General features: G+C 74.2%; 19 protein-coding genes. 4 read left to right on the forward strand and 15 right to left on the reverse strand.

What is annotated here, in order from left to right; all coding sequences use genetic code 11:
- Positions 1–13: 13 nt before the first annotated feature.
- Positions 14–2,194: an ATP-dependent DNA helicase RecG gene (locus tag QDR37_RS02415; protein ID WP_279711950.1), complete on the reverse strand. Its 2,181-nt coding sequence runs from the start codon at positions 2,192–2,194 to the stop codon at positions 14–16.
- Positions 2,195–2,255: 61 nt separating this feature from the next.
- Between QDR37_RS02415 and rsmD the strand changes: the two genes are divergently transcribed.
- Positions 2,256–2,822 carry a 16S rRNA (guanine(966)-N(2))-methyltransferase RsmD gene (gene rsmD, locus QDR37_RS02420; RefSeq protein WP_279711951.1) on the forward strand — a complete coding sequence of 189 codons (567 nt, stop codon included), beginning with the start codon at positions 2,256–2,258 and terminating at the stop codon, positions 2,820–2,822.
- Positions 2,823–3,294: 472 nt separating this feature from the next.
- On the opposite strand, the gene thiL is transcribed toward rsmD, so the two are convergent.
- The 13 genes from thiL to QDR37_RS02485 form a co-directional block, all read right to left on the reverse strand.
- Positions 3,295–4,326: a thiamine-phosphate kinase gene (thiL, locus tag QDR37_RS02425; protein ID WP_279711952.1), complete on the reverse strand. Its 1,032-nt coding sequence runs from the start codon at positions 4,324–4,326 to the stop codon at positions 3,295–3,297.
- Entirely contained in the window at positions 4,272–4,778 is a 507-nt protein-coding gene (locus tag QDR37_RS02430) for a DUF3515 family protein (RefSeq protein ID WP_279711953.1), read from the reverse strand. The genes thiL and QDR37_RS02430 overlap by 55 nt, the downstream gene beginning before the upstream one ends.
- A complete protein-coding gene (locus QDR37_RS02435; RefSeq protein ID WP_279713539.1) occupies positions 4,775–5,857 on the reverse strand; it encodes a D-alanine--D-alanine ligase in 1,083 nt (360 codons plus the stop codon). The genes QDR37_RS02430 and QDR37_RS02435 overlap by 4 nt, the downstream gene beginning before the upstream one ends.
- Positions 5,858–5,921: 64 nt before the next feature.
- Positions 5,922–6,920 carry an NAD(P)-dependent glycerol-3-phosphate dehydrogenase gene (locus QDR37_RS02440; protein ID WP_279711954.1) on the reverse strand — a complete coding sequence of 333 codons (999 nt, stop codon included), beginning with the start codon at positions 6,918–6,920 and terminating at the stop codon, positions 5,922–5,924.
- Entirely contained in the window at positions 6,913–7,695 is a 783-nt protein-coding gene (locus QDR37_RS02445) for a lysophospholipid acyltransferase family protein (RefSeq protein ID WP_279711955.1), read from the reverse strand. The genes QDR37_RS02440 and QDR37_RS02445 overlap by 8 nt, the downstream gene beginning before the upstream one ends.
- Positions 7,688–9,058 carry a UDP-N-acetylglucosamine 1-carboxyvinyltransferase gene (murA, locus tag QDR37_RS02450; protein WP_279711956.1) on the reverse strand — a complete coding sequence of 457 codons (1,371 nt, stop codon included), beginning with the start codon at positions 9,056–9,058 and terminating at the stop codon, positions 7,688–7,690. The genes QDR37_RS02445 and murA overlap by 8 nt, the downstream gene beginning before the upstream one ends.
- The gene (gene leuD, locus QDR37_RS02455; RefSeq protein WP_279711957.1) at positions 9,055–9,657 is read right to left on the reverse strand and encodes a 3-isopropylmalate dehydratase small subunit; all 603 of its coding nucleotides are present in this window, start codon (positions 9,655–9,657) and stop codon (positions 9,055–9,057) included. The genes murA and leuD overlap by 4 nt, the downstream gene beginning before the upstream one ends.
- Complete coding sequence (gene leuC / locus QDR37_RS02460) at positions 9,657–11,063, reverse strand: 3-isopropylmalate dehydratase large subunit (RefSeq protein ID WP_279713540.1); 1,407 nt, start codon at positions 11,061–11,063, stop codon at positions 9,657–9,659. The genes leuD and leuC overlap by 1 nt, the downstream gene beginning before the upstream one ends.
- Before the next feature lie 337 nt (positions 11,064–11,400).
- Complete coding sequence (locus tag QDR37_RS02465; RefSeq protein WP_279711958.1) at positions 11,401–11,826, reverse strand: hypothetical protein; 426 nt, start codon at positions 11,824–11,826, stop codon at positions 11,401–11,403.
- 165 nt (positions 11,827–11,991) lie between these two features.
- Positions 11,992–13,029 carry a TerC family protein gene (locus QDR37_RS02470; protein ID WP_279711959.1) on the reverse strand — a complete coding sequence of 346 codons (1,038 nt, stop codon included), beginning with the start codon at positions 13,027–13,029 and terminating at the stop codon, positions 11,992–11,994.
- Positions 13,030–13,203: 174 nt separating this feature from the next.
- Positions 13,204–13,422 (reverse strand): hypothetical protein, encoded by a 219-nt coding sequence (locus tag QDR37_RS02475; RefSeq protein WP_279711960.1) that lies wholly within the window; start codon positions 13,420–13,422, stop codon positions 13,204–13,206.
- A gap of 191 nt (positions 13,423–13,613) precedes the next feature.
- Positions 13,614–13,778, reverse strand: a complete 165-nt coding sequence (locus tag QDR37_RS02480) for a hypothetical protein (RefSeq protein WP_279711961.1) — start codon at positions 13,776–13,778, stop codon at positions 13,614–13,616.
- A 78-nt stretch (positions 13,779–13,856) separates the two neighbouring features.
- Entirely contained in the window at positions 13,857–14,735 is an 879-nt protein-coding gene (locus tag QDR37_RS02485) for an oxidoreductase (protein ID WP_279711962.1), read from the reverse strand.
- A gap of 151 nt (positions 14,736–14,886) precedes the next feature.
- Between QDR37_RS02485 and QDR37_RS02490 the strand changes: the two genes are divergently transcribed.
- The 3 genes from QDR37_RS02490 (at position 14,887) to QDR37_RS02500 (ending at position 16,419) form a co-directional block, all read left to right on the forward strand.
- Positions 14,887–15,732: an alpha/beta hydrolase gene (locus QDR37_RS02490; protein ID WP_279711963.1), complete on the forward strand. Its 846-nt coding sequence runs from the start codon at positions 14,887–14,889 to the stop codon at positions 15,730–15,732.
- Between the two features lie 141 nt (positions 15,733–15,873).
- Entirely contained in the window at positions 15,874–16,041 is a 168-nt protein-coding gene (locus QDR37_RS02495; RefSeq protein ID WP_279711964.1) for a hypothetical protein, read from the forward strand.
- Positions 16,042–16,278: 237 nt separating this feature from the next.
- Positions 16,279–16,419 (forward strand): hypothetical protein, encoded by a 141-nt coding sequence (locus tag QDR37_RS02500; protein WP_279711965.1) that lies wholly within the window; start codon positions 16,279–16,281, stop codon positions 16,417–16,419.
- A gap of 4 nt (positions 16,420–16,423) precedes the next feature.
- Here QDR37_RS02500 and QDR37_RS02505 read toward each other — a convergent pair whose 3' ends face one another.
- Complete coding sequence (locus QDR37_RS02505) at positions 16,424–17,425, reverse strand: helix-turn-helix transcriptional regulator (RefSeq protein ID WP_279711966.1); 1,002 nt, start codon at positions 17,423–17,425, stop codon at positions 16,424–16,426.
- Positions 17,426–17,575: the final 150 nt, after the last annotated feature.

The following is a 17,575-nucleotide window of genomic DNA, read 5'->3' on the forward strand; positions in this document are numbered from 1 at the left end:
GGCGGCCCGCGCGCTAGTTCTTGTCGAGGAAGGCGCGCGTGTCCTCGTCGCTCGAGCGCTCGATGGCGGCCCGGAGCGCCGGGTAGTGCTCGAGCGACGGGTCCTGCTCGAGCACGTGGGCGGCGGCGTCGCGAGCCTCGGCGATGATGTCGCCGTCGCGGGTGACGCGCAGCAGCTTCAGCTGCGACCTCGTGCCCGACTGGTTCGCGCCGAGCACGTCGCCCTCGCGGCGCAGCTCGAGGTCGGCCTGCGCCAGGTCGAAGCCGTCGGTGGTCGCCGCGACCGTGGTGACGCGCTCGTGCCCGACGGTGCCCTCGGGGGCGGTCGTGACGAGCAGGCAGAGCCCGGGCAGGCCGCCGCGACCGACGCGGCCGCGCAGCTGGTGCAGCTGCGAGACGCCGAACCGGTCGGCGTCGAGCACGACCATGAACGTGGCGTTGGCGACGTCGACGCCGACCTCGACGACCGTCGTCGCGACGAGCACGTCGATCTTCCCGGCCGCGAACTCGCGCATCACGGCGTCCTTCTCGTCGCCCGACATGCGCCCGGTGAGCGCCTCGACGCGCCGCCCGGCGAGCGCGGGATGCGCTCGGAGGTCCTTGAGCGTGCCGGCGACCGTGGCGCGCGGCTGCGTCTCGTCGTCGGCGGGCAGCAGCTCGCCCTCCTCCTCGTCACCGCCGATCGCGGGGCAGATGACGTAGCCCTGCCGGCCCTTCGCGGTCTCCTCGCCGGCCCGGCGCCAGACGTTCGGCATCCAGCCGGGCTTCTCGGCCAGCGGCACGACGTAGGACTCGATGGGCGCGCGGCCCTTCGGCAGCTGCCGGATGGTGGAGGTCTCGAGGTCGCCGAAGACGGTCATCGCCACGGTGCGCGGGATGGGCGTCGCCGTCATGACGAGCGTGTGCGGGGCGTTGCCCTTGCGGCGCAGCAGCTCGCGCTGCTCGACGCCGAACCGGTGCTGCTCGTCGACGACCACGAGCCCGAGGTCGTAGAACTCGGTCGACTCGGACAGCAGCGCGTGCGTGCCGACGACGATGCGGGCCTGCCCCGTGACGAGGCGGAGCGCGGCGCGGCGACGGTCGGCGGCCGGCATCTGGCCGGTGACGAGCGTCGGCATGAGCTCGGCGGCGAGGTCGGGTCCGAGCGAGGCGGCGATGGAGCGCAGGTGCTGCGCGGCGAGCACCTCGGTGGGCGCGAGCAGCGCCGACTGGCCGCCCGACTCGGCGACCGCGAGCATCGCCCGCAGCGCGACGAGCGTCTTGCCGGAGGCGACCTCGCCCTGCAGCAGCCGGTGCATCGGCACGTCGCCCGCGAGGTCGGTGGCGATCTCGGTGCCGACGAGCTTCTGGTCGTCGGTGAGCTCGAACGGCAGGCTCGCATCGAAGCGCTCGAGCAGGCCGCCCGGCTGCGGCGTGCGCGGCGTGGCCGCGAACATGGCGCGGATCGCGCGTCGCTGCAGCAGCGCCGTCTGCAGCAGGAACGCCTCGTGGAAGCGCAGCGTGCGCTTCGCCTGCATCCAGTCGCCGTCGTGCTGGGGCTGGTGGATGCGGCGCAGCGCCGGCTCGTAGCCCATGAGGCGCGCGGTGCGGCACACCTCGAGCGGCATCGGGTCCTCGAGCCCGACGAGGTGGTCGAGCACGAGCCCCATGACCTGCTGGATCTTCCACGTCTCGATGGCCGCCGACGCGGGGTAGATCGGCACGGGCAGCTCGGCCCAGCGGCGCGCCGCCTCGGCGTCGAGCGCGGGGTCGGGGGGCGCGTCGCCCTCGCTGTCGAACAGCTGGTAGCGCGGGTGCATCAGCTCGCGCATGCCCCGGTAGACGCGGACCTTGCCGCTGAACATGCCGCGCACACCGGCCTGCAGCGCGCCGGGCTTGTCGGGGTCGACCCGGAACGGCTGGTTGAAGAAGACGAGGGTGAGGGTGCCCGACCCGTCGGAGATGAGCACCTCCTGCCGGGTGCCCCGGCGGCCCATCATCGGCCGGGACGCGGCGCGGAGCACGTCGGCGACGACGGTGACGTCGGTGTCGAGCGGCAGGGCGTCGAGGCGGCTCACCTCGCCGCGCTTCACGTACCGGCGCGGGTAGTGGCTCACCATGTCGCCGACCGTGTGCAGGTCGAGCGACTTGGCCAGCACCTTCGCGGTGCGCTCACCCACGATCGGCGCCAGCTTCTGATCGAGCGGCCCCGGCATGTCCTCATGCTAGAAGGGGGCACCGACCCGGCGGGGGCGCGAGATGCGGAAGGCTGGTGACGTGCCGAGGATCATCGCGGGCTGGGCGGGCTCCCTGCCGCTCACCGCTCCGGCGAGCGCGACGCGCCCGACGAGCGACCGCGTCCGTGAGGCCCTGTTCTCGGCCCTCGCCGCGCGCGACGCGATCGAGGGGTCCCGCGTGCTCGACCTGTACGCGGGCTCGGGCGCGCTCGGGCTCGAGGCCGTGAGCCGCGGCGGCACGAGCGCGGTGCTCGTCGACCGGAGCAACGGCGCGGCGAAGGCGCTCCGCGAGAACGTGGCGCGGCTGCGCCGGGGCGCGCCGCCCGGCTTCGACGTGCGGATCGTCGTCAAGACGGTCGGCGGCTACCTGGCTTCCCTGCCGGCCGAGGCGCGCTTCGACCTCGTCTTCCTCGACCCGCCCTACGACCAGCCCGACATCGCCCTGCTCGGCGACCTCGAGGCGCTGCACCCGCATCTCGAGCCGGGCGCGGTCGTGGTCGTCGAGCGCTCGGCGCGCGGCGGCGCGCCCGCCTGGCCGGAGGGCTTCGAGCCGGACCGCGTGCGCTCGTACGGCAACACCGCGCTGCACCTGCTCGAGGCGGTCTGACCCCGCCGCCGATTCGGCCGAGCGGCGTTCCCGCCACGGATTCGGACCGGGGGCGGAATCGGGTGCGGTCGACCGAATCGGTAGCGGGCACCCGGCGCCACGATCCAGGCCGAGCGGTCCACCCGACAGGGATGCAGGACCGGCGATCCTGCGGGCGTGCCTTCGTCCTGAGTTCCTGCAGCCGCACCGCTACCCCCCACGGATTCGGCTCACCCGCCTGTGCGCCACGGATTCGGACCGGGGACGGGATCCGGTGCCGTCGACCGAATCGGTGGCGGGCGGGGCGCCAGGACCCGGGCCGACCGGAGGTTCCGACGGCACCCGGTGCCGTCGGCCGAGTCGGCGGCGGGCACGCGGTGCCCCGATTCAGGCCGAGCGGTCCACCCGACAGGGATGCAGGACCGGCGTCCCTGAATACGTCTCTTCGTCCTGCATCGCTGCAGCGGCGGGGAGTCCCGTCACGGCTCTGACGTCAGGAGGCGGTGAAGGAGTCCCAGCCCGGGCGGTGCGCCGACGGCTCGCGGCCGTCGAGCAGCACCGCCGCCTCCCCGGCGCGGACGACGCCGAGCGGCCGGAACGGCTCGGGCAACGGGCCGGGCGGGAAGCAGGCGAGGAGGCCGTGGTCCTCGCCGCCGGTCAGCACGAGGCGCAGCGCCTCATCCCGGTCGCCGACCACGGCCGCGACGGCGTCGACGTCCGGCGCGAGGCGCTCGGGATCGAGATCGAGCACGACGCCGCTCGCGCGCGCGATCCGGGACGCGTCGAGCAGCAGGCCGTCGGAGACGTCGAGCATCGCGGTGGCGCGGGCTCGTGCGGCGGCCGGGCCGGCCGCGAGCGGCGGCCGGGGCGCGAGCTGCTCTGCGAGCAGCTCGGGCGCCCGCGCGCGGAGCGCGGCGACCGCATCGGCATCCTCGGCGGCGAAGAGCAGGCGGAGGGCCGTGGCCGCGAGCCCGAGCCGCCCCGCATAGGCGATCCGGTCACCGGCCCGGGCGCCGTCGCGCCGGACCACGGGCCCGGGGAGCTCACCGACCGCGGTCACCGTCAGCGCGAGCACCGGCGACACGCTGAGGTCGCCCCCGACCACCCCGCAGCCGGGCGCGAGGGCGCCGCAGCCCGCGGCGAGGCCGTCCGCGATCCCCTCGAGCAGCGGCACCGGGGTGTCGGCCGGCGCGGTCAGCGCGACGAGCAGCGCGGTGGGCACGGCGCCCATCGCGGCGACGTCGGCGAGGTTCGTGGCGGCGGCCTTCCAGCCGAGCTCGAACGGCGTCGACCAGGCGCGGCGGAAGTCCGGGCCCTCGACCATCCCGTCGGTCGTCAGCACGATCGGGCCGCCGGCGCGGAGCACGGCCGCGTCGTCACCGGGCCCGAGCAGCGCGGCCGCGGCCCCGGGCAGGCGCGGCAGGATGCGGGCGAGCGCCGCGAGCTCGCCGACCGCGCCGAGGGTGTCGTTCACGGCGTCGGGCTCGGCGAGGCCGAGGCGGCGGGCGGCGGCGAGGCGATGCACCGGCGGTCGACCGTCGGCATCGCCGCCTTGACGGCCTCCGAGATCGGCGGGAGCGCGTCGCTCGAGGCGACCGCGCCCCTCGCCTGGAGCACGACGCGGGTGGCGGGCGTCCGGCCGAAGGTCGTCGCGACGTAGACCGCAGGGCTGCTCGACGAGCGGTCGTCGATCACCCAGTCGACGCCGTCGACGGGGAGGCAGACCGCGGTCGTCGGCCCGGGCGGCGTCACACCGCAGGTGAGCGTCACGTCGGGGGCGCTCCCCCACGCCGCGGTCCCCTGCGCGTCGGTCTCGCGCTTGCCGGCGGTGCCGAGCGAGGCGGGCAGCCGGACGATCAGCGCCGCGCACGCCCTCGCGGTCGCGTCGGGCGCGGGCGTCATGGCGACGGTCGGCGCGCAGCCGGCGAGGGCGAGCGCGGCGGCGGCCGCGGGCACGGCGAGCAGCGCCCGCCTCATCGGGCGAGGGCGATCAGTTCCGTGATCAGGTCCGGGTACGCGACCCCGGACTGCTGCCAGCACCGCGGGAACATCGAGATCGGCGTGAAGCCGGGCATCGTGTTGATCTCGTTCACCACGAAGCCCTCGTCGGTGAGGAACACGTCGACGCGGGCGAGGCCCTCGCCGCCGATCGAGTCGAAGGCGCGGGCCGCGAGGCGCTCGAGCTCGAACTGCTCCCCCTCGCCGAGCGGGGCTGGGCAGACCAGCTCGACGCCCGGCGCGTCGAGGTACTTCGCGGCGAAGTCGTAGAAGTCGCGCCCGGTGATCACGATCTCGCCGACGGCCGAGACGCGGGTCGGACCGCCGTCGCGGCCGCCGAGCACACCGATCTCGAGCTCGCGCCCGGTCATGCCCCGCTCGACGAGCACGCGGGAGTCCTCGGCGAAGGCGATGTCGAGGGCCGCGTCGAGGCCGTCGGGCCCCTCGACCTTCGTCACGCCGACGGACGAGCCCGCGCGGGCGGGCTTCACGAACACCGGGAAGCCGAGCGAGGCGAGGCGGCGACGGAGCCACTCCCGATCGCCCGCGCGGTCGGCCGCGGTGACGGTCACCCAGGGTGCCACCGGGACCCCGGCCGCCTGCAGCACCGACTTCGTGAAGTGCTTGTCCATGCCGAGCGCCGACGCGAGCACCCCGTTGCCGACGTACGGGATGCCGAGCAGCTCGAAGAGGCCCTGGATCGTGCCGTCCTCGCCGAACGGCCCGTGCAGGATCGGGAAGGCGACGTCGACGTCACCGAGCGAGCGCACCGAGCCGTCGGCGTCGAAGACGCGCAGCTCGCGACTCGTCGCCGACTCGGGCCACAGGACGCGCGTGCCGTCGTCGCGCACCTCGGGCAGCGCGTTCGGGTCGAGGGCGAACGCCGACGGGTCGTCGCGCTCGAGCACGAAGGCGCCGTCGCGGGTGATGCCGATCGGGATCACCTCGAAGCGCTCCCGGTCGATCGCCGCGAGGACGCCGCCCGCGGTCGCGCAGCTGATCGAGTGCTCGCTCGACCGGCCGCCGAACACGACGGCCACACGGGTCCTCGGCGTCACGTCGCTCACGGTCCTCCTCCGGGGCCCGCGGCCCGGATCGAGCGTAGTGCGCCCGCTCCGGCGGCTACTCGCCGACCGGGGCCGGATCCGTGGTGAGGTGGGGCGCGATGTCGCGCGGGTCGAGCGTGCCGGCGAGCACCTCGGCGACCTGCGCGACGATCGGCATCTCGACGCCGCGCTCGGCGGCGAGCGCGAGCACGGGCTCGACCGACGTGAGCCCCTCGGCGACCTGGTCCATCGTGCGGAGCACGTCGTCCTTCGTGTAGCCCTGCCCGAGCAGGCGACCGGCGCGGTTGTTCCGCGACAGCGGCGACTCGCTCGTCGCGATGAGGTCGCCGAGCCCCGCGAGCCCCGACAGGGTCTCGGGCTGGGCGCCGAAGGCGACCGCGAAGGCCGTCATCTCGGCGAGCCCGCGGGTGAGGATCGACGCCTTCGTGTTGTCGCCGTACCCGACGCCCACCACGATGCCGATGGCCACCGCGATGAGGTTCTTCAGCACGCCGCCGAACTCCGTGCCGATCACGTCGGTGTTCACGAAGGTGCGGAAGTAGCGGTTCGTGCACACCGTCGCGACGCGGTTCGCGGTCTCGATCGAGACCGACGACACGACGGCGGCCGTCGGCTGCTCACGGGCGATCTCGGTGGCGAGGTTCGGCCCCGAGACGACGGCGATCCGCTCCGCCGGCACGCCGAGACCCTGGCGCACGACCTCGCTCATCCGCAGGTTCGTGCCGTTCTCGACGCCCTTCGCGAGGCTCACGACGAGCGCGTCCGGCTCGACCAGGCCGCCGAGCTCGGCGAGCGCGCCACGCAGCGACTGGCTCGGCACCCCGAGGAACACGATGCCCGCGCCCCGGAGCACGACCGCGGGGTCGGTGTCGACCCGCAGCTCGGGCAGCTGGATGCCGGGCAGGTAGTCGTCGTTGCGGCGCCGGCGGCGGATGGTCTCGGCGAGCGCCGGCCGGCGGGCCCACAGCGCGACGTCGTTGCCCGCGTCGGCGAGCACCTTCGCGAAGGTGGTGCCCCAGCTGCCCGCGCCGAGCACGGCGACGGGTTCACTCACCGAAGCGCCCCGTCTCGGTCTGCCCGTGCTTCGCGGGGTCCCAGCGCTCGGCCGGCGGCTGCTCGCCGCGCAGCTCGGCGACGAGGCCGGTGACGGCGGCCATGATGCGCTCGGTCGCCTCCTGCAGCGCGGTCTGCTCGGCCGCCCGGCCCTGCCACGGCGACAGGTCGACGGGATCGCCGAACACGATGTCGATGTGCGCGCGGGGCCGCAGCACGAGCCGCTTGCCGTAGCGCGGCAGCAGCCCCTGCGTGCCCCAGTGCGCGGCGGGGATGACCGGCAGCCCGAGGTCGAGCGCGAGCCGGGCCGCGCCCGTCTTGCCGCGCATCGGCCAGAGGTCGGGGTCGCGGGTGAGCGACCCCTCGGGGTACACGATGACGCCCTGGCCGTCGCGGATGAGGCGCTTCGCCGCGTCGAGCGGGATCGCGCCGCGCTGCAGGCCGCCCCGTTGCACCGGGATCTGGCCGGCACCGCGGAGCACCGACCCGACGACGGGGACCTTGAACAGCGACGCCTTCGTGAGGAACCGCGGCGCGCGGCCGAGTCGCCAGACCACCACGGCCATCACGAGCGGGTCGATGTTCGAGTAGTGGTTCGGCGCGAGGATGAACGGCCCGGTCGCGGGCAGCTTCTCCCGGTTCCGGATCCGGAGCGTCGCGGTGCCGCGGACGAACGGCACCACCACCACACCGAGCGCCCAGAACAGCGACGGGCGCAGCTTCTCCTGCTTCGGCCGGCCCCAGCGGGACCGGTCCTCGGCGGAGGGCTCAGACATCGACCGTGAAGCGCGCCCCCAGCGCCTGGAGCTTGCTCTCGAAGTTCTCGTAGCCGCGGCTGATGATGCCGACGTTGCGCACGGTCGAGGTGCCCTCGGCGGTGAGCGCCGCGATGAGGTGCGAGAACCCGCCCCGCAGGTCCGGCACCTCGATGTCGGCGCCGTGCAGCGGCGTCGGGCCGGTGATGACGGCGGCCTGCTCGAGCTCACGGCGCGGCACGCGGCGGTTCGGGGCGGCGAAGCCGTGCGGGTGCACGCGGATGTCGGCGCCCATCTTCTGCAGCGCCTCGGTGAAGCCGAAGCGGTTCTCGTAGACGGTCTCGTGGATCGTCGACACGCCGTCGGCCTGGGTGAGCGCCACGACGAGCGGCTGCTGCCAGTCGGTCATGAAGCCGGGGTGCACGTCGGTCTCGATGACCACCGGCTTCAGCGCGGTGCCCGGGTGCCAGAAGCGGATGCCGCTCTCCTGCACGTCGAACTCGCCGCCGACCTTCCGGAACACGTTGAGGAAGGTCATCATGTGCTCCTGCACCGCGCCGCGGACGAACACGTCGCCGCGGGTGGCGAGGGCGGCCGAGGCCCAGCTGGCGGCCTCGTTGCGGTCGAAGAGCGCGCGGTGGGTGTAGCCCTTCAGCTCCTTCACGCCCTCGATGAGGATCACGCGGTTCGGCTCGACCGAGATGATCGCGCCCATCTTCTGCAGGATCGCGATGAGATCCATGATCTCGGGCTCGATCGCGGCGTTCCGCAGCTCGGTGACGCCCTCGGCGCGCACCGCGGTGAGCAGCGTCTGCTCGGTGGCGCCGACGCTCGGGTACGGCAGGTGCACGTGCGCGCCGTGCAGGCCGTTCGGCGCCGAGAGCCGGATGCCCGACGGCAGCTTCTCGACGACGGCGCCGAACTTGCGCAGCGCGTCGAGGTGGAAGTTGATCGGCCGGTCGCCGATGCGGCAGCCGCCGAGGTCGGGGATGAACGCCTCGCCGAGCTGGTGCAGCAGCGGCCCGCAGAACAGGATCGGGATGCGGCTCGAGCCGGCGTGCGCGTCGATCTCGCGCATGTGCGCCGTGCGCACGTTGCCGGCGTCGAGCAGCAGCTCGCCGGGCTCGGGGCCCTCCTTGACGGTGACGCCGTGGATCTCGAGCAGCCCGCGGACGACGCGCACGTCGCTGATGTCGGGCACGTCGCGCAGCACGCTGACGCCCTCGGACAGCAGCGAGGCGACCATCGCCTTCGTGACGAGGTTCTTGGCCCCGCGCACGTCGACGTCACCCTGCAGCGGGTGGCCGCCCTCGATGGTGATGCGGTCGAAGGTGAGCCCGACGCTCGCGCCGGCGCGCTGCGCGTCCGTGATCAGATTGCTCAAGGGGTCCCAATCGGCAGGGTCGTCGGCCGCCATGCTTCGCGGCCTGCTTCGAATTCGGTGATGCGCGTCTCGTCGCGCAGGGTGAGCCCGATGTCGTCGAGCCCTTCCAGGAGCCTCCAGCGAGTGTAGGCATCGATCTCGAAGGGCACGGCGAGGCCGGGCAGGGCGAGCGTCTGCGCCTCGAGGTCCACCGTCGCCTCGATCCCGGGCTGCGCCGCCAAGGCGCGCCATACGCGCTCGATCTCGGGCTCGGGGATGACGCCGGTGAGCAGGCCCTGCTTGCCGCTGTTGCCGCGGAAGATGTCGCCGAAGCGCGGGCTGAACACGGCGCGGAAGCCGTAGTCGCGCAGCGCCCAGACGGCGTGCTCGCGGCTCGAGCCCGTGCCGAAGTCCGGACCGGCGACGAGGATCGAGCCGCGGACGTACTCGGGGCGGTTCAGCACGAAGTCGGGCTGCTGCCGCAGGTGGGCGAAGAGCGCGTCGTCGAACCCGGTCTTCGTCACCCGCTTCAGGTAGACGGCGGGGATGATCTGGTCGGTGTCGACCGCCGACCGCTGCAGCGGGACGGCGACGCCGGTGTGCGTGGTGAACGGCTCCATCAGACCAGGACCTCGCTTGCGACGTCGGAGGGGCTGGAGAGGGTGCCACGGATCGCGGTGGCCGCGGCGACGAGCGGCGACACGAGGTGCGTGCGTCCGCCCTTGCCCTGCCGGCCCTCGAAGTTGCGGTTGCTCGTCGACGCGCAGCGCTCGCCCGGCGCGAGCTGGTCGGGGTTCATGCCGAGGCACATCGAGCAGCCGGCGAACCGCCACTCGGCGCCGAAGTCGGTGAACACCTTGTCGAGCCCCTCGGCCTCGGCCTCGAGCCGCACGCGGGCGGAGCCCGGGACCACCATGACGCGCACGCCGTCGGCCTTCCTGCGGCCCTTCACGATCGACGCGAAGGCGCGGAGGTCCTCGATGCGGCTGTTCGTGCAGGAGCCCATGAACACCGCGTCGACCCGGATGTCCTTCATGGGCGTGCCGGGCGCGAGGTCCATGTACTCGAGCGCCCGCTCGGCCGAGGCCCGCTGCTGCGGGTCGGCCATCGACGCGGGGTCGGGCACCGCGCCCGCCAGGGTGACGCCCTGACCGGGGTTCGTGCCCCAGGTGACGAACGGCTCGAGCTCGTCCGCGTCGAGGAACACCTCGGCGTCGAACACGGCGTCGTCGTCGCTCGCGAGGGTGCGCCAGTACGCGACCGCCTGGTCCCACTGCTCGCCCTTCGGGGCGTGCGGGCGGCCCTTCAGGTAGGCGAACGTCGTGTCGTCGGGGGCGACCATGCCGGCGCGGGCGCCCGCCTCGATCGACATGTTGCAGATCGTCATCCGGCCCTCCATGGAGAGCGCGCGGATGGCGCTGCCGCGGTACTCGAGCACGTAGCCCTGGCCGCCGTTCGTGCCGATCTTCGCGATGACGGCGAGGATGACGTCCTTCGCCGTGACGCCCGGCTTCAGCGTGCCCTCGACGGTGATCGCCATCGTCTTGAAGGGCGTGAGCGGCAGGGTCTGCGTGGCGAGCACGTGCTCGACCTCGCTCGTGCCGATGCCGAACGCCATGGCGCCGAACGCGCCGTGCGTCGAGGTGTGCGAGTCGCCGCAGACCACCGTGATGCCGGGCTGCGTGAGGCCGAGCTGCGGGCCGACGACGTGCACGATGCCCTGCTCGGCGTCGCCGAGGGGGTGCAGCCGGATGCCGAACTCGGCCGCATTGCGGCGGAGCGTCTCGATCTGCGTGCGGCTCGTGATGTCGGCGATCGGCTTGTCGATGTCGACCGTCGGGGTGTTGTGGTCCTCGGTCGCGATCGTGAGGTCGGGGCGGCGCACCGGCCGGCCCTCGGCGCGGAGGCCGTCGAACGCCTGCGGGCTCGTCACCTCGTGCACGAGGTGGAGGTCGATGTAAATGAGGTCGGGGGCGCCGTCCTCCCCGCGCTTCACGAGGTGGGCGTCCCACACCTTCTCGGCCAGGGTCTTGGCGGTACGGGTGCTCGGGGTGCGCTGCGTCGACGCGGCGGAGGCTGCGGGCGCGGTCGTGCTGTCGGTCACGTGCGGTCCTTCGGGAAGTCGAAGTGGGTGGTCCCCGGCAGGCCGCTACTCCGCGACGAGGGAGCCGGGGCGGTCAGGCCTCGTCGCGGCGGCGAAGAAGGAGGAGGCCCGGGCGCACGATCGCGATCGTATCACCGGCCTTCCGGCGGCCGGGGGCGCCTCGCGTCCGCCCGTGCCGCTCCTGCTCCGGATCCGTGCCGCTTCGGGCGGTCGGGAGCGGCGAGGATCCGGAGCAGGCGGCGCGGATCGGTGGGGCGCTTCAGCGGATGTTCTCGCTCAGGCGACTGACGACGAGCTGCGGCACGAGCGCGGCGAGGTCGGCGTGCACGGCGAGCGCCGCCTCGACCGTCTCGGCGCCCGCGGCGCCCGCGGGCAGCGCCGGCACGAGCCGGCCCTCGGCGGCGCACGCCTTCACCCACTCGCGCCAGGCCGCCTCGAGCACCTGCGGCGGCTGCGCGGCGACGATGTCACCCACCTCGACCGACAGCGACTCGAGCAGCTCGCCGACCGCGAGGTCCTCGTGCCGGTGGGCGCGGATGCGCTGGTCCGCGACGGCGACGAGCGGCCGCCAGGCGTCGGTGCGGAGCATCGTCGCCGGATGCGAGGGGAAGCGGGCGGGCGGCGTCGCCCCCGCCCGCGACGGCACGGAAGCGTCGCCGCGGCGCCGGAACGGGCCGCGGAGCACGACAGCGATGGTAGATCGGTGGCCCGCCCGCCGCGCCGGTCCCGGCCGAGTCCCAGGATGCGAGGAGCATCCCCTTCCGGCTGCTCCCGACCGGTCGCGCTCCCGCGCCCTCCCGCTTCGGCCCAAAGGGACCGGAGCAGGACGAACCGAGCGGACGCGCCTCCGTCAGTCCCCGTGGTGCCCGTGGTGTCCCGGTGCGGCGCGCTCGAGCCGCTCCTGCCGCGAGACCGGCTCGACCGTCCGCCGCCGCATCGCGACGAGGCTCGCGACGGTCGCGACCGCCATCGAGAGCACGATGACCGCGAGCGAGACACCGGTGCCGATGTCGGGCACGCCGTCGAGGTGCTCGCCACCGTTCAGGAACGGCAGCGAGTTCTCGTGCAGGGCGTGCAGCACGAGCTTCACGCCGATGAAGGCGAGGATGAAGGCGATCCCGTACTTGAGGTACACGAGGCGCTCGACGAGGTCGCCGAGCAGGAAGTAGAGCTGCCGCAGGCCCATGAGGGCGAAGACGTTCGTCGTGAAGACGATGAACGGCGACTGCGTGATGCCGAAGATCGCGGGGATCGAGTCGAGCGCGAAGAGCACGTCGGTGCTGCCGAGGGCGACGAGCACGAGCACGACCGGCGTCCACATGCGGCGGCCGCCGACGGTCGTGCGCCACCGGTGCCCGTCGTAGTCGTCCGTCACGGCGAGATGCCGCTTCGCGAAGCGCACGAGCCCGCTGCTCTGCGCGTCGCCGTGCTCCGAGCCGAAGGCCTGCCGCGCCGCGGTGTAGATGAGGAAGGCGCCGAACAGGTAGAAGATCCAGCTGAACGAGGCGATGAGCTGCGCGCCGACGAGGATGAAGACCGCGCGGAAGACGAGCGCCAGGATGATCCCCCACATGAGGACCTCCTGCTGGTTCCGCCTCGGCACGGCGAAGCCCGCCATGATCACGAGGAACACGAAGAGGTTGTCGATCGAGAGCGAGTACTCGGTCAGCCAGCCGGCGAGGAACTCGACCGCGTGGTCGGGCCCCGCGACGGGGACGAGCAGGCCCGCGAAGCCGAGCGCGAGGGCGGCGTAGACGCCGACCCAGATCGCGCACTGGCGCGTGCTCGGCGCCTCCTTGTTCCGGTACGCCAGCACGATGTCGCCGACGAGGACGAGGACGAGCACCGCGAGCGAGGCGATCTCGAACGGGACGGGGACGATCGACATGTCGGGTTCCTCACGGGATCGGCGGGCGTGCGTCGATTCCGAACGTCTCTCCCCAGCCGATCGGCTGCCGCTCCCCCGGGCCCGGAAGCGTTCGGGGCCGTGATGACGGGGCGAGCGAAGACGGGATACTCCCCTTCGTGCCGCTCACCCTACCGGGCGGGGGTCCTCACCGGGTCAGCTGACGACCGGGAGGAGCAGCGGGATCGCCTGTGAGATCGCGACGAGACCGCCGAACACGATGAGCGCGACGCCGCCGAGCAGGAACCCCCACCGCGTCTGCAGCGCCCGCCGGGTGGCGCCGGTCTCCCAGACGATGATCGCGACGCCGAGGCCGATGACGATCAGCGACATCAGGCCGTAGAGCAGACTGACCGGCGCTTCTGAGGTACCCACATCCGGAAGTGTGGCCGGATCGGGGCGGAGAAGGCCGAACGTCGGCTGGACGCGCGAGACCTGTCGCGCGTCGGCTCCCGCTTCGGCAGCGGGGCGCCGAGCCGTCGTCGCGCTCGGCGTGGTGCTGCCGCAGGTGCACGACCCTGCTCGACCACCGTCCCGCGTCGTCCGCCGGGTGGACGCGGCTCGGGTCAGCCCTCGAGCAGCTCGGTGACGAGGGCGCGGTCCCAGTCGCCGCCGCGCGGTGCCGGCACCGACGGCAGCCCGGTCGCATGGGGCCGGGGCGCGAAGCCGAGCAGCGGGTTCGTGACGGCGTAGCGGTCGACGGCCGCGAGCAGGCGGGACAGCAGGCGCACGGGCGCTCCTTCCTCGGTCGGTCCGGGCGCCTTCCATGGTAGGCGGGCGCCCGCGCGGCGCCCCAGGCCTTCGGCAGGTCAGCCGAGGGGGTTGCCGAGCTGCTGCACCCCCTCGAGCCGCTCGAGATCGGTGGCGTCGAGCGCCACGTCGGCGGCGCCGAGGTTCTCCTCGAGGTGCGCGACCGACCCGGTGCCCGGGATGAGCAGCATGCGGTCGTACCGGGCGAGCAGCCACGCGAGCGCGACCTGCGTCGGGGTGGCGCCGTGGCGGTCCGCGACCTCGGTGATCGCCGGATCCTTCGCGAGCCGGCGCGGGCCGCCGGTGAAGGCGGAGCCGAGCGGGAAGAACGGCACGTACGGCACGCCCTCGCTGCGGGCGAGCTCGAGCACCGCCTCGTCGGCGCGGTCGAGGATGCTGTACGGGTTCTGCACCTCGCTGATCGTCGTGAGCGCCATCGCGAGCCGCACCTGCTCCGCCGAGGCGTTCGAGATGCCGATCAGCTCGAGCTTGCCCTCGCGCCGCAGCGCCTCGAGCTCGCCGATCTGGTCCGCGAGGGGCACGAGCTCGCCCTCGTCGGGCAGCCGCAGGTTCACGAGGTCCATCCGCTCGAGCCGCAACGAGCGCAGGTTGTCCTCCACCGCGGTGCGGAGCTCCTCCGGCCGCTGCGCCGGCGGCCAGCCGCCCCGGTCGTCGCGGCGGGCGCCGACCTTGGTGACGAGCCGCAGCCACCCCGGGTACGGGAACAGCGTGTCCGCGATGAGCTCGTTCACGACGTCGGGCCCGTAGTACTGCGCGGTGTCGAGGTGGTCGACGCCGAGCTCGATCGCGCGCCGCAGCACCGCCCGCGCCGCGTCGGGGTCCCTGGGCGGCCCCATCACCCGCGGCCCCGCGAGCTGCATCGCCCCCAGACCGATGCGCGAGACGGGCCGATCGCCGAGGAGCGCGGAGGAGGTCATGCTGCGACTCTCGGCGCTGCTGCCTGAGCGGCCTCCGAACGCCGGCGCCCGGCGGCCACGGTGCTCCCGATGAGCCGACAGGGGCACCCGCTACGCTGCGCGCGGTTCCCGCCGCCTCCCGTGCCCGCGGACCGAAGGGACTCCCCGCGCGATGACCGACGGCACGATCCGCCCCGACACCACCCTCGCCTACGGGCGGACGTCGCCCAACCAGGTGCTCGACCTCTACCTGCCCGGAACGGGGGCGCGACCGCGACCGGTGGTCGTCGCGCTGCACGGCGGCGCCTTCCGCCTCGGCAACCGCACCTGGGAGCTCGGCGCGCTGCCCGCGCTGCTGCGCGCCGGGTGGGCCGTCGCGTCCGTCGAGTACCGCCTCTCCCCCGAGGCGCGCTTCCCCGCCGCCGTGCAGGACGTGACGCAGGCGGTGGCGCTGCTGAAGGCGCGGGCGCAGGAGTGGTCGCTCGACCCGGACCTCGTCGTCGCCTGGGGCCGCTCGGCGGGCGGGTACCTCGCCACCATGCTCGGCGTCACGGGCGGGCGCCGCACCGAGTTCGGCAGCTCGGGCGACGACGCCTCGGTCGCGGGCGTCGTCGCGTTCGACGCGCCCTCGGACTTCCTCGTGATGGACCGGCAGACCGCAGAGCATCCCCCGGAGGGCGGTGAGGGACCGGTGCAGGGCCATGACGCCCCCGACTCGCCCGAGTCCCGCTTCCTCGGCGCGCCGATCCAGGAGGTGCCCGACATCGCCGCGCGGGCCAACCCGGTGTCCTACCTCGCCTCGGCGCCCTCCCTGCCGCCCTTCTTCCTCGCGGTCGGCACCGGCGACCGCCTGATCCCCCACCAGCAGACCCTCGCGCTCGCGGAGGCGCTCCGCGCCCACGGAGCGGCGGTGACCCTCCGGGTGATCGAGGGGGCGCTGCACGCCGATCCGGCCGTCGAGCTGCCGCTCACCGGCGCGGTGCTCACGTGGCTCCAGGGGCTGCGGTCGGGGCGCTGACCGGCGGGACGCGCCCCGCTCCCGGCGCGCGTCCGGGCGACGTGCACCCTGCGCGCGGCGGCGGTTCGAGCGCCACGGAGGCTCGCCGACGAGCCGCCCTCCAGGGCAGGATCGGCGCACTCGGTGGCCTACGGTGCCCGCATGGCTGCCGACGAACCGATCTCGCTCTCCCTCGAGCGGCTGCGCCGCCGGTTCGCGCAGCTGCGCGAGGAGTACGTGGCCGCGGGCCTCGAGGACGTCTGGGAGGCCGAGGCCGCGCGCTTCGACTTCGACGACCCGGAGGACGGCGCGCTGCAGGCCGAGGGCTGACACCCCGCTCCACCTCGCCGCGCTCGGGCGCGAGGGTCGCCCGTCGTGGCCGAAGCGGCCCGGGCGCGCTCGTCACGCCCGGGCTGTCCGTTCCGCGCGGTGCGCCCGGAACCCCTGTCCGATCCGCGCGGAGCGTGCGGCGAGGCGGATCGCCGCGCGTAGCGTCGCCATCGGATCGAGCGGTGCGGCGACGGAGCCGGGCTCAGACCGGTCCCCGACCGGTCGAGAGGAGCTCCGATGTCGCTGACGCCCTCCGCCACCGGTCCCATCTACAGCACCCGCAGCTGCCGCAGGTGCGGCGTCGCGATGTCCGCGATCGTCGACCCGGGCTCCCGCCGGCGCTGGCGCTGCGACACCTGCGGCCGCTCGGAGCGCTGACCGCTCAGCGGCGCAGCGTCTCGCTCGGCCGCTCGCCGAACCGGCGACCGTACTCGGCCGAGAAGCGGCCGAGGTGCGCGAAGCCCCAGCGCTGGGCGACGCGCCCGACGCTCGTCCCCGGCACGGCGGCCCGCAGGTCGTCGCGCGCACGATCGAGGCGCACCGCGCGCACGTAGCCCATCGGCGACTGGCCGAGCACCGCCGCGAACGACTCCTGCAGAGTCCGCACGGACACATCGGCGACCCGCGCGAGGTCGGTCGGCGTGAGCGGCAGCTGGGCGTGCTCGTGGATGTGCTCGACGACCTGGCGGATGCGCTGCGCACCCGGCTCGAGCAGCGCCGCCGGCAGGTCGGCGGCGCCCGGCGGGTAGAGCTCGAGCAGACCGACGGCCGTCAGCCGCGTCAGCTCCGACCAGAGCAGCTCGCCGACCTCGCCGCGAGCGAGGGTGCGGGACACGAGCCCCACCGTGTCGTTCCACAGCGCCACGGCCGACGGCGAGGGCGTCCTGCGGTGGTCGAACCGGAACCCTCCCGACGGCTCGGCGAGCCGCTCCCCGGCGACCCCCTCGACGAGCGCCCGGTCGAGGTGCACGATCCGCTGGTCGTAGTCGGTGTACTCGAACACGAACGGCCGGTGCACGGGGAAGAGCGTGGGTGCGCCGGGCCGCATCACCATGGCGTCGCCGTCCGGGTCGACCACGCCGGTCCCGCGGCTGATCCACTGCACGACCATCTCGTCGCCCGGGGGGATCTCGCCCCGGATCGACCCGCTGATGCGCGAGGTGCGGAGCGTCAGCGCGGCGTCGCCGACGGCGGCGTAGCGGTAGTCGTACGCGGCCTCCGTGCGCCTGGACGACCAGCGCATGCCCTCGTACAGCGGCGAGATGGCGGCGAGCGCCTGCTCCGGGTCGCGGCCCGCCGACTCGATCCGCACGGCGGACCGGTCGCCTGCGGCGACGGGGTCGACCTCGGCGCGGGGTCGACCATCCCTCGGCTCCTGCGTCATGCTGCCTGCCGCCTCAGGACGCCGCAGCCGCTCTGCCGCGCCCGGGGGCGCGCCGTCGCCTCATCGACATGGATCGATCCTGGCATCCCCCGCGCATCGGCAGCGGCAGGCGTCAACAGGTGGCGCGGCCGGCGCCGGTGTCGGAGCCCC

Origin of the sequence: Amnibacterium sp. CER49 (genome assembly GCF_029846255.1) — a bacterium.
In the GTDB taxonomy this organism is placed as follows: domain Bacteria; phylum Actinomycetota; class Actinomycetes; order Actinomycetales; family Microbacteriaceae; genus Amnibacterium.